Origin of the sequence: Nostoc flagelliforme FACHB-838 (assembly GCF_014698065.1) — a bacterium.
Taxonomy (GTDB): domain Bacteria; phylum Cyanobacteriota; class Cyanobacteriia; order Cyanobacteriales; family Nostocaceae; genus Nostoc; species Nostoc flagelliforme_B.
Map to the genome: position 1 here is coordinate 1 of NZ_JACJSI010000066.1, position 16,088 is coordinate 16,088.

Consider the following 16,088-nt stretch of genomic DNA (forward strand, 5'->3'; position numbering starts at 1 on the left):
TCAATTTCTAATTCAACAGGTTAAAAATATTCTCAGCAATTGACAATTAAATTTTTCGAGAGTGCCTTCAGGTACAAGCAACCTTTTTAGTTGTTTTTGTTCTCGTAGATTATACGCGAACAAATTATGATTTATTCCATTATCTATTTTCCCTTAACCGAGCAGTATTGGAATACAATGAATCTGCTGTACGCCCCTACTCACGTATCTGTATCAGGCATTTTGTGAAATGGTGTCAGTATGAGTCACTTGGCGCAATCTAATCGCTTTTGTGGGAGTGGCTAAAAAAATAACCTACAAGGTGAAGAAAAAATGTTGTATTCTGTGTAATACGTAATTGGTACAGTGTCATGAAAAAACCTGCCAATCTTTTAAAAAGACTAGCAGGTATGGCTTATCATCAATCGGAGCGGCGGGATTCGAACCCACGACCTCCACTACCCCAAAGTGGCGCGCTACCAAGCTGCGCTACGCCCCGGTCAGGACTACTATTATATAGCAAAACTCTAAGATAATCAAGAGGTAAATTTAAAAAACCTTAAGCATCTCAGTAGCTTGCAGTAAATCTAGAACAGCAGAACCATCCCATTTACCTTCAACACATCGCCCTGTATTTAAGATGAGGCGCAGGCTATAAGTATGAGGAAAGCCTTCCACCTCCATCCATAATAAATCGCTTTCGGCTTCACAAGCAATTTTTTCCTCTTCCATTAATTCAGTTGCGAGTTGCCTCATGGTGTCTGCTAGCTGCGCTAATAGACGGCAAAAATCATTCAACTCGGCTTCGGTTAACTCTATTGCCCAATCATCTGTACCTACTAAACCTTTAAATTCAGGTGCATCGGGGTTCCAGCCAATACGCCAACCCGATCCGCTTTTGATAACGCGTTCCATAGTTTAGTTTTTAAACGCAGAGGTACGCAGAGGTGTAACGCAAAGCAATGGTCATTTCAGTAGTTCAGCACCTCCCCGTTGTAGTGGCTGTGGAGTAGTTGATGTATTCGGACTGGGTGCAGTGTTGGTGTTAGGGGATAAGGTATTTTGGGAAGTAGGATTAAATATATTCACTAAGACTTGCACTAAGGCATTTCGTTCGCTGCGGGTGAGACGAGTGATTGCTTTGCGATCGCCTTCTATCGGATTTTGCCGTAGTGAATCATTGCCTGGATAGGTAGTATCATACATAATTTCATTTGCACCCAGGTAATCAGCTAAAGTTAGCTTCCAATCGAAGCGATAAATTGGGGCACGCCCTTTGGTATAAATATGGTATCGAATTAGGCGAGTTACTAAAGTGTTGTTTTCAGCAACTTTGCCATTTTCTTTACTGATATACTTATTTTCCCGCGGTAAATCTGGCAACTGTTGATACACTAGCTGCCAAACATCGCTAGGAGTGATTCTTTGAGCATATACAGGTTGGATACTAAATAAATTTTTCTGTATTGATTTGTCCGCCCCTGAACCCAAAACAACTACACCCACTACCATTAAGGCAGTGAGTGTCTGCCAGGGTTTAAGTAGGGGTTGAATGAACGAGAAATTTTTGCTCATCCTACCTTCTCTAAAACCTTTTTTATAATTCGCCGATAATTTCTGGCTGAGTCAATTCATCGGACATTTCGATAATTGCCCTTAGTACTGGCTTCATCATTGCATCTTCGTTACTTTCAAAGTCTTCGTAACGCCGACGTTTAGCACGATTTGCCACCTGAACCGTAATGCGATAACGATTTGAGGCTGCACTAATCAGATCCTCAGCACGGTGCATAATCTGAGACTGAGTTGTCTCGAACTTAGAACGCTTTAGCATAATCAGTGGTTCTTGGGGTCATTATCCAGTGTAACAGTACTAAATCAGTCTGCTGCTGTCTGTTTAATGCCAGCAACCTCTCTATTGATAGAGGCTAAGATATTTTAGTCACTTTATAAGTAACTTGTAGTATCAGATAACGCACCCTCATGGCTGACCTTGTGGAAACTGCGATCGCAGCAGGTAATTTCAATACCCTAATAAAGGCTGCTACAGCTGTAAATCTCATAGAAACTTTGAAAAATCCTGGTTCTTTCACGCTCTTTGCACCGACTGACGAAGCTTTTGCTAATTTGCCAGAGGGAACTTTAGATTCACTATTACAAGATATCCCCAAGCTCCAGAAAATTGTGGCGTATCATGTCGCTAGTGGGGATGTTCGATCTGATGACTTGGCACAGATTAATGAGGCAGAGACGCTTGAAGGGTCAATTGTAGCCATTGAATCTGCTGACGGTAAGTTTAAGGTGAATAACGCCAATATCCTCAAAACAGATATTCTGGCAGACAATGGCGTGATCCATATTATTGATGCGGTGTTGATGCCTGCAATGGTGGCAGGAAGGTAATGTAAATTGGGCATGGGGAATTGGGCATTGAAAAGAGGCAGAGGGGAAAACTCTTCTTTCTTGCCCCAGTTCCCAGTCCCCAGGCCCCAGCCCCTAATCCGCAGTCCCCAGAATGCAGCCACTGCGTGCGGGGACAGTCAACGACAACTGCTGAGTTTCTCCTTCACCATTCCACTCAACTTCAGCAGTGCCATATAAAAGCTTGTTGGGTTGAGTATGCAAACTGACGACATCTGCATTAGCTGTTGCCGAACTTGTGCCAGCGTTGACGGCAATTATTAATTCCTCTGTACCTAGAGTTCGCGCAAAGATATAAATTTGTCCTTGAGCATGGAGGACTTGGTAATCACCTGTACGCAAGGCTGGGTAAGTGTGGCGCAGGGCAATTAATTGACGGTGAGTATTGAAAATTTCTTGATCCCAGTTAGCCTCTAAAGGAAAGCCACGTCGTGAGTCTGGATCTATTGCACCAGGTAAACCAACTTCATCACCATAGTAGATGCTGGGGGCACCAGGAAAGGTAAGTAGCAGTAGAGTTGACAATTCTATACTACCTATATCACCGCCTGCAATGCTCATCAATCTGGCTGTATCATGACTTGCTAGCAAATTGAGTTGAGTTAGCTGAATTTCCCAAGGGTAAAGTTGCAGTACTTCTTGGATTTTCGTGGCGTACTCGGCGGCAAATAAGGGTGGGTAGGGTTGATAGTCGCGGCTTTGGACTTGTTCTAAGTCTACGCGATCGCCAGCTGCAAAGGCGATTGTCGGCCCGGCAAATAGATAATTCATCACGCCGTCAAATTGTGTTCCATCCAACCACTCACGAGAATCTCCCCACACTTCGCCGACAATGTAAGCTTCGGGATTAATGGCTTTGACGCGATCGCGAAATTCCTGCCAAAAACCAGGAGTTTTTATTTCAAATGGTACATCCAATCGCCAACCATCGATACCGAATTTTATCCAATATTCGGCAATTTCCATAATGTATTCTCGTACTTCTGGATTATCGTGGTTAAATTCTGGCAAGGCACGATTTCCCGCCCAACCCACATAGTTTGCAGGGAATTCGCCATTGTATGGTGAAAGAGGCCAGCCTTCAATTTTGAACCAATTTACCCAAGGTGAATGGGGGCCATTCTCTAAAACGTCGTGGAAAAAGAAAAAGCCCCGGCTAGAATGGTTAAACACCCCATCTAGAACGACTTTGATATTCCTTTGATGGGCTGCATCTAGCAATTCCTTAAAAGCCTCGTTGCCCCCTAACATCGGGTCAACTTGATAATAATCGTGGGTATGATAGCGGTGATTGCTAGCGGATTGAAAAATGGGTGTGAAATAAATCGCGTTAATCCCCAAATCCTGGATGTAGTCTAAACCCTCCATGATGCCCCATAAATCGCCGCCTTTATAGCCCTGGAGTGTTGGCATAGCGTCCCAATCTTCCCAACGGGCTTCACGCAGCAAACGTTTGCGCGGCTGTTTGCTTCTGGCAAAGCGATCTGGGAAGATTTGGTAGAAAACCGCGTGCTTTACCCAGTCTGGTGTTTGAATTTGCATGAATAACTTTTTGTACCTTCAGAAGCGATCGTTGCAAATATTAGCTTCTTTATGGCTCTTACTTATGATAGAGAATCTGTCATCTGTCAGTAGTCATTAGTGATTTAACTTTTTTGCTGCTGTTTTATACGCAAATGTTATCAGTCTTAATTATTTTGATTACAGTTTGTTTTGGTTTTTAACAGATAACAAGGCACACCTACCACTGATTCCTAAATTATTATTTAACAAATTTATAGTTTTTATTTATTCCTTAATTATTCTTAATTTCTTTTTATTTACTTTATCCGTAATGATTTAGGCAGACACTGGATTAATTTAATAGCTTCATAAAAATTACCTGTTACCCCAGTCTTGGGTAATTCTTAGATGCAACTGCTTAACAATGTCTCATGAGTTAGAAAAAATCACTATGAGGGAGACGTAATTCAGGAATATGAGTTATGAATTAGCAATTGTCTTAGGAATAACTTACCGCCTCCTAAGCTTATTTGATGTTATCTATGAAAACAATAGATAACTATAGTCGCATCAAATAATTAAGGCTAAAAAATTACCCTACTAAAGCGACTATTCTTACTATAATCACTATTTTGCTTTCAGGAAATAAATTTAATTTGAGGTAAAGATGAAGCACGAAAAACTTTCTCCCGGACTACTTTTGGCATTTCAAGACTATCAAAGCGAAGGAGATCAAGCTTTAGTTACACACAAGCGATCGCTTGGCATCATTGCCCATAAAAGCCCGGTAAAGCCCACTAAGAGTGTCGTTTTTATCTACTGCGACCCTGATGCAGACTTAAGTTACCTATCACAATATAATATTGAAGTCAATCAAAACTCTGGGAGTGTGCGGACAGCTTTCTTACCGTTAGAAAGTTTAGATGTCTTATCTGAAGAAGATGTTATCCAACGCATCAAGCCATCACGCAAACTTCATTTGAGGATGGACACTGCAATGGGAGCAGTCAAATTACCGGAATTCCAGAACAAAACCGGACTGACTGGTAAAGGAGTAATCATCGGCATTATAGACAGTGGCATTGATCCGAAACACCCCGCCTTTGCTGGACGAATTTTACACATTTGGGATCAAACACTGCCAGGGCCAGGAGTCACAGAGGGCGGCTATGGGGCTGAATTGACGGGAGCGCAACTGACAATTTCTCAGGATACTAGTGGTCATGGCACTCACGTTGCGGGAATTGCCGCCGGTGCTGATGCTAGCTATGGCGGTATAGCACCAGAAGCGGAATTAGTTATTGTCAGGTCAGATTTACAGGATGCCCACATTGCTGATGCTGTGCGTTACATTTTCCGACTTGCTAAAGAGTTAGGACGCCCAGCAGTGGTAAATCTCAGCTTGGGCGGACACGCTGATGCCCATGATGGTAGTGATTCTTTATCCAAAGTTATTGATGCCGAAACTGGCCCTGGAAGAATTGTTTGCTCTGCTGCGGGTAACGAAGGAAACGCTAACATTCATGGACAAACGACAATACCCAGTGGACGCACTCGTGGTATGCGCTTTAATGTTCCTTTGAATCAAGTAGGCATAGTTTGGTTAAACGCTTGGTATTCCAAAGATAGCGAATTGGAAGTGTCCGTGCGGAGTCCTAACGGTTTTGTCACTCCCTTTCAAAAAATAATTACTGACGGTAATCCTGCACAAGATTATCAGTTACCAGATGCACGGGTACAATTAGCGACACCAGCGCCAGACCAAGCCAACGGCGACCATAATTTCTTTGTGCAGATACGTGGTATTGGCCCTTCGCAAGTCATGGGAGGCATTTGGCAGCTGCGAGTCCGCAACTGTTCTTCAACTGACACATGTTTGAATGTGTGGACACTAGATGACACTTCATCAGTGTTTTTCACAGGTAAAAGTGTGAAGGATGCGGTAAAAATTGGCTCACCAGGAGCCGCCAGCAGTGCAATTACAGTTGCTGCCTATACTACCAGAACCAAGTACACAGATATTGATAACCAAGTGCGAGAAATGGGCTTAGAATTAAATACTATTTCCGACTTCAGTAGTGAAGGCCCCCTACGCAATAATGGACACAAGCCGGATGTAGCAGCACCAGGAGCGATGATTATTTCCACTCTTTCCGCCGATGCAAATTTTGACCGTTCATCGATGATTAATTCTAAGTTTGTGGTGCAGGCGGGTACAAGTATGGCGACACCGTTTGTAAGTGGGTTAGTAGCACTGCTGTTGCAGCGAGATCCTAAACTTGATCCGGCTGCTGTGAAAGGCTTGTTACGTGAAAATAGTGCCATTCCTGGAAAACCCCCTGGCACATTTGATGAGAAATGGGGTTATGGAGTGATTAACGCTTTGAATCTGTAATTAGACGGAGAAAGGTGGATATTATTTCTGTACAAGGGTAGGCAATAATAACCTATAAATTTGATAAGTTAGGGTAGACAATTACTGTCTACCCTTTTTACCAAGGAATTGCTGATGAATTATCAGAAATTAGATGCTGCTCTTGCTACAGCGCTGAATGATGTTCAAAATTCAGAAGAACGGAGTTTGACAGTTTTTATTCATACTGAACCAATTTTAAACTCTGATGCAACTGCTGTTTTAGAAAGTTTTGGTGTCAGTGGTGTTAATAGTGGCAAAGATATTTTCACAGCAACACTGTCACCAAATGCCATTTCTCAGTTGTCAGAGCAATCTTGGGTGAAGTATTTGAAGCGATCGCAGCAATTAGGTTTGGTTAATAGGAGAATAAATACACCGAAGTTGGGTGTTTAATGGGTAGTGCTTACTCTTGCACTGTGCTGATAATTCGTTGCTGTTACTGTGAATCAGGTTTTGGTTTTTCTGGAAACTTACACTTCACCTCAATTTCTAGATTACTTTCAGCAGAGCCTTCGGTAATGTAAGGAATACCTGCTTTACCACCCAACTTAATGCCAAATTTAAGTCTTACCTCCTCAATCTCAGCAGCATTAAAGTCTTTAAAAGCACTAAGAGCATACATAGTATAGGAGCGAATCATTTGACGAGCTTGTTGCATCCGAGCGATCGCATCTGTTCGCACATCCTTGTATTCTATGCCATCATCCTCCTCGTCAATTTCCGAACTTATTTCGGTGGCTGTGACATTAATCTCAATCTGCTCAATCTCCCCGTCTGCTTGGAAAAAGAGTTGTTGTACTTCTGACATAAGTTACCTCAGTTAAACTTTTGTATCGTGTCTGAAAAATTTCAGTTTGCTTGCGGAAAAATAATAAATGGTGTTGTTTTTAGCAACACAGTCATCGATTGTGTCTATCAAGATTATCCTGCATTTACCAACTCAAGGTGTGTTAAATGGCACGATACGCGCTTGTTATTGGCATCGCTGAGTATGTCAGCCCATCATTACCGCGTTTGTCGAAGACTACAAATGATGCTGAAGCGATCGCGCAACTCTTAGAGCAGTATGGTGATTTCCAGTCTGTGCAAAGACTACCACAGCGCTGGAATAAAGATAAAAACGGCTATGAAATGGCAGCGTCAAAAGTTACAGGTGCTCAACTTGGCCAAGATTTGAGAACTTTTTTACTAGAGCAAGCTGCTAATAATGAAGCGCTGATTTATTTTAGCGGACATGGTTTTACTATTTCCGACAATTTGGGGCAACAAAAGGGATATTTGGCAAGTTCAGATTGTCAGATTGAATTTAAGGATAACGAAAATGTTGAACAAAAATATGGCATTCCCCTGGATAGCCTTAACGACTTAATTCGAGATTCGCAATTGAGTAGTTTAGTGATGCTACTCGATTGCTGTCATAGCGGCTATTTTTTAGAAAGGCAATTAATAGAAAGAACTCTTAACGCTTTCAGTTCGCAAAAGGATTATTACTTAATTACAGCTTGTCGTGGCTTTGAACGCGCCGGAGTGATTAAGAGTGAAGAATATAGTATTTTCACAGGTGCAGTTGTTAAGGGATTAGCAGTAGAAAATGTAGGTAATAGTAGGCGAATTAGTGGCGATCGCTTGTTTGATTTTGTCAGCAACGAACTTAAAGGTTCAGTACAGGAACCGATTCGCATGGGTTGGGGACGTTCGATTACTTTGGTTACTTATCCCCAATTAGATATTCCCACAGGTGAAAAAATTGCTTTCAATCAGGAAAATCCTTATCGGGGGCTTTATGCTTTTGAATCAGAACAAGCGCAATATTTTTGTGGAAGAGATGAAGCAGTTCGCACGCTAATTTCGCGTTTAGCAGAGAGTCGTTTTTTGGCTGTAATTGGCTATTCAGGTAGTGGTAAATCTTCCTTAGTAAAAGCAGGTTTGTTACCGCAACTAAAAGGCGATCGCCTCCCTGGAAGCAGTGAATGGGCGATCGCATCTTTTACACCAGGAGAACATCCTTTAGGTAAATTAGTTGATATTTTAGCTCGACAACAGCAGCAAAATAAACCGCATCTATTATTTATCGATCAATTTGAAGAAGTATTTACACTTTGTCAAGACGATGAGGAACGCAAAGTTTTTATCCGCTTAGTAGCACAAGAAGTAAAAAAAGGTGAGGGAGAAACGCGGATAATTTTGACCATTCGCGGTGATTTTTTAAATCGTTGTGCTGACTATTTAGAAATTATTACTCTCATCAATAGCATTCCTCCCACATCATTTATCGTCACACCGATGTCTTTTACTGAGTTAGAAGAAGCAATAGAAAAACCAGCAAAATTACATGGTGTCACGTTTGAGCGTGGTTTAGTTTCGCAAATTTCCGCCGATGTTATCAACCGTCCGGGTGCATTACCTATACTGCAATACGCGCTTAAAGAATTGTGGCGAGTTTGCATTGAAGAACCTGAATCACCAGAACCGCTTTTAACTCGCAAAGGCTAGGAGGAAATTGGCGGGGTTAAAGGAGCTTTAGATAAACGAGCAACAATTTTGTATGAAAGTTTAACAACTATAGATCAAGCCTTTGCGCGTTGCTTATTTATGGAATTGGTGCAGTTAGGTGAAGCTGGAGAAGTGACGCGACGGCATGCTAGCTGGGATAGATTAGAAGCTATTTCAGATTCTCCACAACAACTGCAACGGGTTGTAGGATTGCTGGCGGGTTTTCAACAACGCTTAATTATTACTGATGAAAAGACGGTTGAAGTTGCTCATGAAGCACTTTTATCTGAGTGGAAATTATTAAATACTTGGATTGCTGAAAATATAGAAAATATTCGTCTCAGTCGTTCTTTGGAAGAAGATTGTCAGGAATGGTTACAAAGGTTTAATAAATTAGATGAAGCACTATTGACAGGTGCAAAATTAGCTGTAATTTCTGAGTGGGTGAATAAGACTCAGCCAAGACTTACGCCATTAGAATCAGAATTTTTGCATAAGAGTTTGGAGAGGCGAGACAGAGAAATTCAAGCCAAATTAGAGCAAGAACGGCAATTGCGAGAAGCGGCGGAAGCCAGAGCTAAGGCAGAAGGAGAAAAAGTTAAACAGGAAAAAGCCAAAGTTAAAGCTGAAAGGCAAAGAACCCAGGCGGTTGTAGTGTTAGCGGTTATATCAATTGCATTAGCGGGGTTGTGGGTTAAATCCGAAAAAAATAATGCACAAGTAGTCAAAATGGGAGAAGTCAATACATGGATTAAAGTGTCTCACACATTACTTGATGCCGATAAGCAACTTGAAGCATTAATGACGAGTGTGCAAGCACTACAGGGATTAAAGAAGGTAGATGGAAAAAACACTGAACAACTAAAGCAACTGCAATCCATTATCTATAGTGTGAAAGAGCATAATCGATTAGAAGGTCATAAAGATAAGGTTTGGGGTGTGAGTTTTAGTCCTGATGGTAAAATAGCCTCTTCTAGTTACAACAAGCAAATCAAGATTTGGGAGAAAAATGGCAAGTTCTTATACGATTTGCCCGAACATGATGCTGGAGTTTGGAGTGTAAGATTTAGCCATAACGGTAAACTTCTAACCTCTACAAGTCAAGATAAAACGTTTAAGCTTTGGAATATAGACGCGAAAGAACATAAACTGATAAAAACTTTTACAGGTCATAATAATACTGTTTATGATGTTAGTTTTAGTCGAGATGATAAAATTATTGCTTCTGGCGATCGGAATGGAATCATAAAAGTTTGGTAAACTGATATTCAAGATAATCCACCTCAACCCATTAACACATTAAATATTAAAGAATTACTTGAAAAGGAGGGATATCCTGTAAATCAAAGACATCGAGTTAACAGTCTAGACATTGACCCTAATGACAGTTCAAAAATTGCTTACGTCGATGATGATGGTAGTGTCAGAATTTGGGATTGGAAAAAAAATGATACTCCCCCAAAAAACATTGGTACACATGGTCAAAAAGCTTTGTACATAGTTAGATATAGTTTACAGAGAAAAAACTTACTGGCTTCTGCCGATGAGCATGGTAATATATTTATTTGGAATACTAAAAATCAAGAGAAAAAACCGATAGCAATAATCAATAATGCTCATATAAGTATAATATACGGCTTAGATTTTAGTCCCGATGGTAAAATGCTCGCTTCTGGCGGTGTTGATGAAACTGTAAAAGTGTGGGATGTAGATAAAGCTATTAATGGAGAAAGTTATTTAATAGCAACTCTGAAAGGACATACTCAACAAATTAATCGGCTAGAGTTTAGTCGTGATGGCAATATAATTGCTTCTTCCAGTAATGATGGAACTGTAAGACTCTGGAAGTGGCAAAGCAATTCTAGAACAGATGTTACCCCCAAGGTGGAAAACTTGTTAAAGTATAGCTGTAAATTTTTAGAAGAATATTCACAAACCAATAAAAATACACCAGATTATTTGAATAACCAATCTGGTATATGCTCTTTTAAATAAAAATGAACAACTTAAGTATTTAGAATGCTGTTTTAGTTGTGAATTTGACCCTTATTATTGCCTTGAGTCTTGATAATCGCTTGATTGTCTTCTCCTTGAGTATGTTCATTAGGATCTCCTTGATTATTTCTATCAGAACTTCCGTTGAGAAGAACACCATCCTTAGCTATCAAGCCAAACTGCCCCTCATCAATCCACTCATTCTTCAGTAATGACCACCAGTCAGTAGCTAACCCCTGTAACACATACTCATAGGGTAGCCAACCATAACCGTCCTTACCCCAATCTTCACCCCAGCAATTTCTAATTAAGAAAGCTCCTTGAGTTGGAAAATTTTTGTTAGAATCCTTAATGAACTTATCCTTGGGATGGTCAATTATTTTATTGTCGTCATAACCAACGGCAACAACTGCATGACTACCCAACATCTTTTCGCCTCTAGTAGGATAAGGAATTTTTCCTGTTTTTACGGTTTTCTTATTAAAAAGAGAACTATAGGTTGTAAACCCAAACATTACAGGAAATTCAGCAGTTAAAAAAGCTTTGATTTGAACTAATGCTTGTTTTTTTGAAAGTTGAGGTAAGTCAAGCCTAAAATACTGAAGTGCTTGATAATTCTGAGCATAGGCATAGCAAAAAGCAGGTGGTTCTTCGTCAAAATTCTCAATCTCATAAGGCCAATATTCCTCTGGAGGTATGCCAAAAAGTGCCATTGCTTTCATTGTGAAGCGGGTCGATGCTCCAGAGTCTCCAGTTAAGTGCATCAATTTTCGTGCAACTTTGTAGAGAAAGAGGCTGGAGACATCTATATCTTCGCCCATTATCTTTCTTTGAAAAAATTCTACTAAGGCAACGCCAGCTATTGCAGTGCATGACTTAAGGTTTCCTTGCTGCTCAATTGGAGAACACCATTGCCGTAAATCTATATGGGAAGGTAAACGATATTGCAAATTTCCTGAACTTTGGTCTGTTAATTCTTTGAAAGGTAAGAGCAGGCTAGTTTCATCTTCCCTCCCGTTCGTTTGAACTACTGTCCTGTTCTCTATTTGTAACGTACAATCATTTACTAAAGTTGCTTGTTGGAGTTTAATCCTTTCTTTTTTCTTAGAGTCTTTGATTATTTTCTCTAAGCAATAGTCTCTAAAATCTTTTAGCTGACTGTAAGTGAATACACTATAAAAATAATATTTTACGGATTACACATAGAACTTTTTTAAATTTATTTTTATAACGAGATTTGTTACAGACTATTTACCTCTTTTTCTTGCAAGCTGCCTATCACAGACATAAATTTCTACACGAGGGAGGTGTAGTCGAAACTTCCTACACTTCCACCTCAATTAATACAAATGTTCTAGTTGATTGTTTGGTAGCAGTACTATCCATCATCAGTAGCATTCTGTAAAATTCATCCCTAAGAATCAGATGATCCCCCTTACGTGTGGTGGCAGACAGTCCTAAACTGAGAGTGAGAGTTGAAAGGCAGTCGGGAGAAATTTTGTGAAAAAAGTATTATCAATCATCCTTGGTGGTGGCGCGGGTACTCGGCTTTACCCGCTAACCAAACTCCGCGCTAAACCAGCAGTACCAGTAGCAGGTAAGTATCGCCTAATCGATATCCCTGTTAGTAACTGCATAAATTCCGAAATATTCAAAATCTACGTCCTGACACAATTCAACTCAGCTTCCCTGAATCGTCACATCGCCCGTACTTACAACTTTACTGGTTTCAATGAAGGCTTTGTGGAAGTGCTAGCTGCACAACAAACACCAGAAAATCCCAACTGGTTCCAAGGTACAGCCGATGCTGTACGTCAGTATCTGTGGTTAATGGAAGAATGGGATGTAGAAGAATATCTAATTCTCTCAGGCGATCACCTCTACCGCATGGATTATCGCCAGTTTATCCAGCGCCATAGGGACACGGGGGCTGATATTACTCTCTCAGTCATCCCCATCGATGAGCGCCGCGCCTCAGATTTTGGCTTGATGAAAATTGATGATTCTGGTAGAGTAATCGATTTTAGCGAAAAACCCAAAGGTGAAGCGTTAACCCAAATGCAAGTTGATACAAGCGTACTGGGATTAACAAAAGAACAAGCCAAGCAACAGCCTTACATCGCCTCAATGGGGATTTATGTCTTTAAAAAAGAGGTTTTGTTCAAGTTGTTGAGAGAAGGTACAGAAAGGACTGATTTCGGTAAAGAAATTATTCCTGATGCTTCTAAAGATTACAACGTTCAAGCTTACCTTTTTGATGACTACTGGGAAGATATTGGAACAATTGAGGCATTTTATCATGCCAATTTAGCCCTGACTCAGCAGCCCCAGCCACCTTTTAGTTTCTACGATGAACACGCACCAATTTATACCCGCGCTCGTTACTTGCCTCCGACTAAACTTTTAGATTGCCAGATCACGGAATCAATTATTGGCGAAGGTTGTATTTTGAAAAATTGCCGCATTCAACATTCAGTGTTGGGAGTGCGATCGCGGATTGAATCCGGCTGCGTCATTGAGGAATCTTTGCTCATGGGTGCAGATTTTTACCAAGCTTCTGTGGAACGCCAATCTAACTTAATAGAAAACGACATTCCCGTAGGTATCGGTATAGACACGATCATTCGCGGTGCCATCATCGATAAAAATGCCCGTATCGGTCATGATGTCAAAATAATTAATAAAGATAACGTGCAAGAAGCTGAACGGGAAAATCAAGGTTTCTACATCCGCAGTGGCATCGTTGTCGTGTTGAAAAATGCTGTAATTCCCGATGGAACCATCATTTAGTCATTAGTCATTGGTCATTAGTCATTGGTCATTAGTTAATAGTTACAAGTAACAAATGACAAAGGACAAAGGACAAATGACAAATGACTAAACTCATTTTGCTAATTGGTCTTCCAGGTAGCGGTAAGTCAACTTTGGCAAAACAATTACTGGCAGAATGCCCCCAAATGGCGCTGATTTCTACAGATGCCATCCGGGGGCAATTATTCGGTTCCTAAGCCGTTCAGGGGCCGTGGCTGCTGATTTGGCGCGAAATTGAGCGGCAATTTCAGCAAGCTATTTCCACAACTAATCAAGCTATTTTTGATGCCACTAATGCCCAGCGCCGCCATCGTCGTGATGTCATTGCTTTAGCGCGTGAGTTGGGTTTTACCCACATTACGGTAATTTGGGTAGATACACCAGTCTGGCTATGTTTGGCACGGAATAAAAGGCGATCGCGCCAAGTTCCAGAAGAAATTATTTTGCGAATGCACCGTCAACTCCGGGATGCTCCCCCAAGCCTGGAAGAAGGACTAGACAACCTGATCCGCTTATCAGAAAAATCGGAGTACGGAAATTGCGATCGCTCGATGAGCGAGAACCACACTTGATTTTCTATATTCTTTGTTAATTTAAAGTCAGATGCTTTTCGCTTGGCACTATACCAGGCAAACTAATATCTCTTATCTTAAAAAAAAACATAACGGGAATTTCTATAGGAGGCTGGTAGATGGCTGCAACCGACTTCAAAGACTATTACGCAATTTTGGGAGTTAGTAAGACTGCCAGTCCAGAGGAGATTAAACAAGCCTTTCGTAAACTAGCCCGCAAATATCACCCTGATGTCAACCCAAATAACAAACAGGCAGAAGCACGCTTTAAAGAAGTTAGCGAAGCCTACGAGGTTGTGTCAGACCCAGATAAGCGCAAAAAATACGATCAATTTGGTCAATATTGGAAACAAGCTGGTGAAGGTTTCCCATCTGGCGGTGTTGGCCCGGATATGGGTAACTTTGACTTCAGTCAATACGGCAATTTTGATGAGTTCATTAATGAGCTGCTAGGACGCTTTGGTGGTGCTACCTCTGGTAGTGCTAGCCCTGGTGGTAGGCGACAAAGTAGCTCACAAAGTTACTCTTACCGCACTTCTCCAGGTACGTCAAGCCACTTTAGCAGCAGCTTTAACGATTTTGGGTTTCAAGATGCAGGTGCGGGTACTAACCAGGATAGTGAAGCTGCGATCGCTCTCACTTTTACCGAAGCTTTTAATGGTGTGCAAAAGCGCTTCAGTTTAGGTAACGAAACAATAGATGTCCGCATTCCATCTGGCGCTAAAACTGGTACTCGTCTGCGTGTGCGGGGCAAAGGTCAAATCAACCCCATGACTCAACAACGCGGGGATTTATACTTAAAAGTTGAACTTCAGCCACACTCGTTTTTCCAAATGGAAGGCGATAATCTTGTTTGCGAAGTGCCAATCACCCCAGATGAAGCCACTTTAGGAGCATCTATTGATGTACCTACTCCTGATGGTTCAGTTAATGTCAAACTACCAGCAGGGGTGCGTTCTGGTCAATCTCTGCGTTTACGTGGCAAAGGTTGGCCCCTCGCCAAGGGAGGACGCAGCGATCAGCTGGTGAAAGTGGCGATCGTTCCACCAAAAGACCTCAGCCAACAAGAGCGGGAATATTATGAAAAAATCCGGGCTATACGTACTTATAATCCCCGCAGTCATTTGAACCAAGTCAGGCTGTGAATATTTTGGATTTTAGAAACGCGAAGTGCCGCTTTGCGTTTCTAAATTAATTAGGTATGAATTTACTGCGCCATTCTCGCCATCAGAATGGATTTAAACGCTTCTATTGCCTCAGGTGTAGGCTCGGTAGCTTGCCATGTTGGATGTGCAACTAAGTGATCGCACCAAGCATTTAATTTTGGATATTCACTCAAAGATATGCCTACAATGGGCAGCAAAGGTACTACAGTCCCAGCTACAACCTTGGCAAGAGTGAGGTTTTCACTAGCAAAGTAAGGGCGATCGTCTAATAAATTTTCAAAAAACTTCAGCACTATGGCAATTTTCTGCTGCGCCTGCTCGATTTTTTCTGGATTTCCTCCAGGCAAGCCTAGATACTGAGGAAAAAATGTAGTGGTTGCTGGCAAAAGTTCATTTACAGTTACCAGTTGTACCATGCGTGCGATCGCTAAATCTTTGGCATCTTTAGGCAACATCGCAGGTGTGGGATATTTTGCCTCTAAATAGTCCAGAATTGCTAAGGATTCCACTACATTCAAGCCGTCATCGACTAAAGCCGGAATGTGATGGAAGGGGCTAATTACTAAAAAATCTGGTTTAAACTGCTCTCCATCCAGTTTTATCTCTACCAATTCAAACTCAAGCCCTTTTTCCAACAGACTAATCCAGACGCGGCGCGAATTGGGAGAAATTGGGGCATGGTAAAGTGTCAGCACGAGGAAACCTCACAGCTTTATAAGTAGAGCAGACATT

At 41.4% G+C, this 16,088-nt stretch carries 14 protein-coding genes, 1 tRNA gene and 3 pseudogenes; 10 read left to right on the forward strand and 8 right to left on the reverse strand.

Going from position 1 to position 16,088, the window contains the following annotated elements; translation table 11 throughout:
• Positions 1-404 precede the first annotated feature (404 nt).
• The 4 genes from H6G97_RS24850 to H6G97_RS24865 all read right to left on the reverse strand — a co-directional run bounded on the left by H6G97_RS24850 (position 405) and on the right by H6G97_RS24865 (position 1,813).
• Positions 405-478 (reverse strand) — tRNA-Pro (locus tag H6G97_RS24850).
• 50 nt (positions 479-528) lie between these two features.
• The gene (locus tag H6G97_RS24855; RefSeq protein WP_190943294.1) at positions 529-894 is read right to left on the reverse strand and encodes a DUF1818 family protein; all 366 of its coding nucleotides are present in this window, start codon (positions 892-894) and stop codon (positions 529-531) included.
• A 51-nt stretch (positions 895-945) separates the two neighbouring features.
• Positions 946-1,554, reverse strand: a complete 609-nt coding sequence (locus H6G97_RS24860; protein WP_190943295.1) for a hypothetical protein — start codon at positions 1,552-1,554, stop codon at positions 946-948.
• Positions 1,555-1,576: 22 nt separating this feature from the next.
• Positions 1,577-1,813: a DNA-directed RNA polymerase subunit omega gene (locus tag H6G97_RS24865; protein WP_094351515.1), complete on the reverse strand. Its 237-nt coding sequence runs from the start codon at positions 1,811-1,813 to the stop codon at positions 1,577-1,579.
• A 149-nt stretch (positions 1,814-1,962) separates the two neighbouring features.
• Between H6G97_RS24865 and H6G97_RS24870 the strand changes: the two genes are divergently transcribed.
• A complete protein-coding gene (locus H6G97_RS24870; RefSeq protein ID WP_190943296.1) occupies positions 1,963-2,382 on the forward strand; it encodes a fasciclin domain-containing protein in 420 nt (139 codons plus the stop codon).
• Between the two features lie 93 nt (positions 2,383-2,475).
• Here H6G97_RS24870 and H6G97_RS24875 read toward each other — a convergent pair whose 3' ends face one another.
• Positions 2,476-3,942, reverse strand: coding sequence for a glycoside hydrolase family 13 protein (locus tag H6G97_RS24875; protein ID WP_190943297.1), 1,467 nt, complete (start codon positions 3,940-3,942; stop codon positions 2,476-2,478).
• A 628-nt stretch (positions 3,943-4,570) separates the two neighbouring features.
• On the opposite strand from H6G97_RS24875, the gene H6G97_RS24880 reads away from it, so the two are divergent.
• Together H6G97_RS24880 and H6G97_RS24885 are read left to right on the forward strand one after the other, a co-directional pair.
• The gene (locus H6G97_RS24880; protein ID WP_190943298.1) at positions 4,571-6,298 is read left to right on the forward strand and encodes a S8 family peptidase; all 1,728 of its coding nucleotides are present in this window, start codon (positions 4,571-4,573) and stop codon (positions 6,296-6,298) included.
• A 114-nt stretch (positions 6,299-6,412) separates the two neighbouring features.
• A complete protein-coding gene (locus H6G97_RS24885; RefSeq protein ID WP_190943299.1) occupies positions 6,413-6,712 on the forward strand; it encodes a hypothetical protein in 300 nt (99 codons plus the stop codon).
• A 43-nt stretch (positions 6,713-6,755) separates the two neighbouring features.
• On the opposite strand, the gene H6G97_RS24890 is transcribed toward H6G97_RS24885, so the two are convergent.
• Positions 6,756-7,127: a CU044_2847 family protein gene (locus H6G97_RS24890; protein WP_190943300.1), complete on the reverse strand. Its 372-nt coding sequence runs from the start codon at positions 7,125-7,127 to the stop codon at positions 6,756-6,758.
• 146 nt (positions 7,128-7,273) lie between these two features.
• On the opposite strand from H6G97_RS24890, the pseudogene H6G97_RS24895 reads away from it, so the two are divergent.
• The 4 genes and pseudogenes from H6G97_RS24895 to H6G97_RS24905 form a co-directional block, all read left to right on the forward strand.
• Positions 7,274-9,184, forward strand: a pseudogene (locus tag H6G97_RS24895) (nSTAND1 domain-containing NTPase); the annotation flags it as partial.
• 429 nt (positions 9,185-9,613) lie between these two features.
• Positions 9,614-10,072: a WD40 repeat domain-containing protein gene (locus H6G97_RS55465; protein ID WP_338421840.1), complete on the forward strand. Its 459-nt coding sequence runs from the start codon at positions 9,614-9,616 to the stop codon at positions 10,070-10,072.
• Positions 10,073-10,117: 45 nt separating this feature from the next.
• Positions 10,118-10,237, forward strand: a pseudogene (locus tag H6G97_RS56060) (hypothetical protein); the annotation flags it as partial.
• A 66-nt stretch (positions 10,238-10,303) separates the two neighbouring features.
• The gene (locus H6G97_RS24905) at positions 10,304-10,807 is read left to right on the forward strand and encodes a WD40 repeat domain-containing protein (protein ID WP_190943303.1); all 504 of its coding nucleotides are present in this window, start codon (positions 10,304-10,306) and stop codon (positions 10,805-10,807) included.
• 32 nt (positions 10,808-10,839) lie between these two features.
• Here H6G97_RS24905 and H6G97_RS24910 read toward each other — a convergent pair whose 3' ends face one another.
• Complete coding sequence (locus tag H6G97_RS24910) at positions 10,840-11,757, reverse strand: C1 family peptidase (RefSeq protein ID WP_199349622.1); 918 nt, start codon at positions 11,755-11,757, stop codon at positions 10,840-10,842.
• 550 nt (positions 11,758-12,307) lie between these two features.
• Here H6G97_RS24910 and H6G97_RS24915 point away from each other — a divergent pair.
• From H6G97_RS24915 to H6G97_RS24925, 3 genes and pseudogenes are all read left to right on the forward strand, one after another.
• The gene (locus tag H6G97_RS24915) at positions 12,308-13,597 is read left to right on the forward strand and encodes a glucose-1-phosphate adenylyltransferase (protein ID WP_190943304.1); all 1,290 of its coding nucleotides are present in this window, start codon (positions 12,308-12,310) and stop codon (positions 13,595-13,597) included.
• An 83-nt stretch (positions 13,598-13,680) separates the two neighbouring features.
• Positions 13,681-14,190 (forward strand): annotated as a pseudogene (locus H6G97_RS24920) (AAA family ATPase).
• 119 nt (positions 14,191-14,309) lie between these two features.
• The gene (locus tag H6G97_RS24925) at positions 14,310-15,335 is read left to right on the forward strand and encodes a DnaJ C-terminal domain-containing protein (RefSeq protein WP_190943305.1); all 1,026 of its coding nucleotides are present in this window, start codon (positions 14,310-14,312) and stop codon (positions 15,333-15,335) included.
• 62 nt (positions 15,336-15,397) lie between these two features.
• On the opposite strand, the gene H6G97_RS24930 is transcribed toward H6G97_RS24925, so the two are convergent.
• Positions 15,398-16,051, reverse strand: a complete 654-nt coding sequence (locus tag H6G97_RS24930) for a glutathione S-transferase N-terminal domain-containing protein (protein ID WP_190943306.1) — start codon at positions 16,049-16,051, stop codon at positions 15,398-15,400.
• Positions 16,052-16,088: the final 37 nt, after the last annotated feature.

What these genes read in the sequence shown, in the direction of transcription:
- H6G97_RS24890 (WP_190943300.1), bottom strand. Translation starts at nt 7,127, where the DNA reads ATGTCAGAAGTACAACAACTCTTTTTCCAAGCAGACGGGGAGATTGAG.
- H6G97_RS24875 (WP_190943297.1), bottom strand. Translation starts at nt 3,942, where the DNA reads ATGCAAATTCAAACACCAGACTGGGTAAAGCACGCGGTTTTCTACCAA.
- H6G97_RS24880 (WP_190943298.1), top strand. Translation starts at nt 4,571, where the DNA reads ATGAAGCACGAAAAACTTTCTCCCGGACTACTTTTGGCATTTCAAGAC.
- H6G97_RS24885 (WP_190943299.1), top strand. Translation starts at nt 6,413, where the DNA reads ATGAATTATCAGAAATTAGATGCTGCTCTTGCTACAGCGCTGAATGAT.
- H6G97_RS24865 (WP_094351515.1), bottom strand. Translation starts at nt 1,813, where the DNA reads ATGCTAAAGCGTTCTAAGTTCGAGACAACTCAGTCTCAGATTATGCAC.
- H6G97_RS24925 (WP_190943305.1), top strand. Translation starts at nt 14,310, where the DNA reads ATGGCTGCAACCGACTTCAAAGACTATTACGCAATTTTGGGAGTTAGT.
- H6G97_RS24860 (WP_190943295.1), bottom strand. Translation starts at nt 1,554, where the DNA reads ATGAGCAAAAATTTCTCGTTCATTCAACCCCTACTTAAACCCTGGCAG.
- H6G97_RS24855 (WP_190943294.1), bottom strand. Translation starts at nt 894, where the DNA reads ATGGAACGCGTTATCAAAAGCGGATCGGGTTGGCGTATTGGCTGGAAC.
- H6G97_RS24870 (WP_190943296.1), top strand. Translation starts at nt 1,963, where the DNA reads ATGGCTGACCTTGTGGAAACTGCGATCGCAGCAGGTAATTTCAATACC.
- H6G97_RS55465 (WP_338421840.1), top strand. Translation starts at nt 9,614, where the DNA reads ATGACGAGTGTGCAAGCACTACAGGGATTAAAGAAGGTAGATGGAAAA.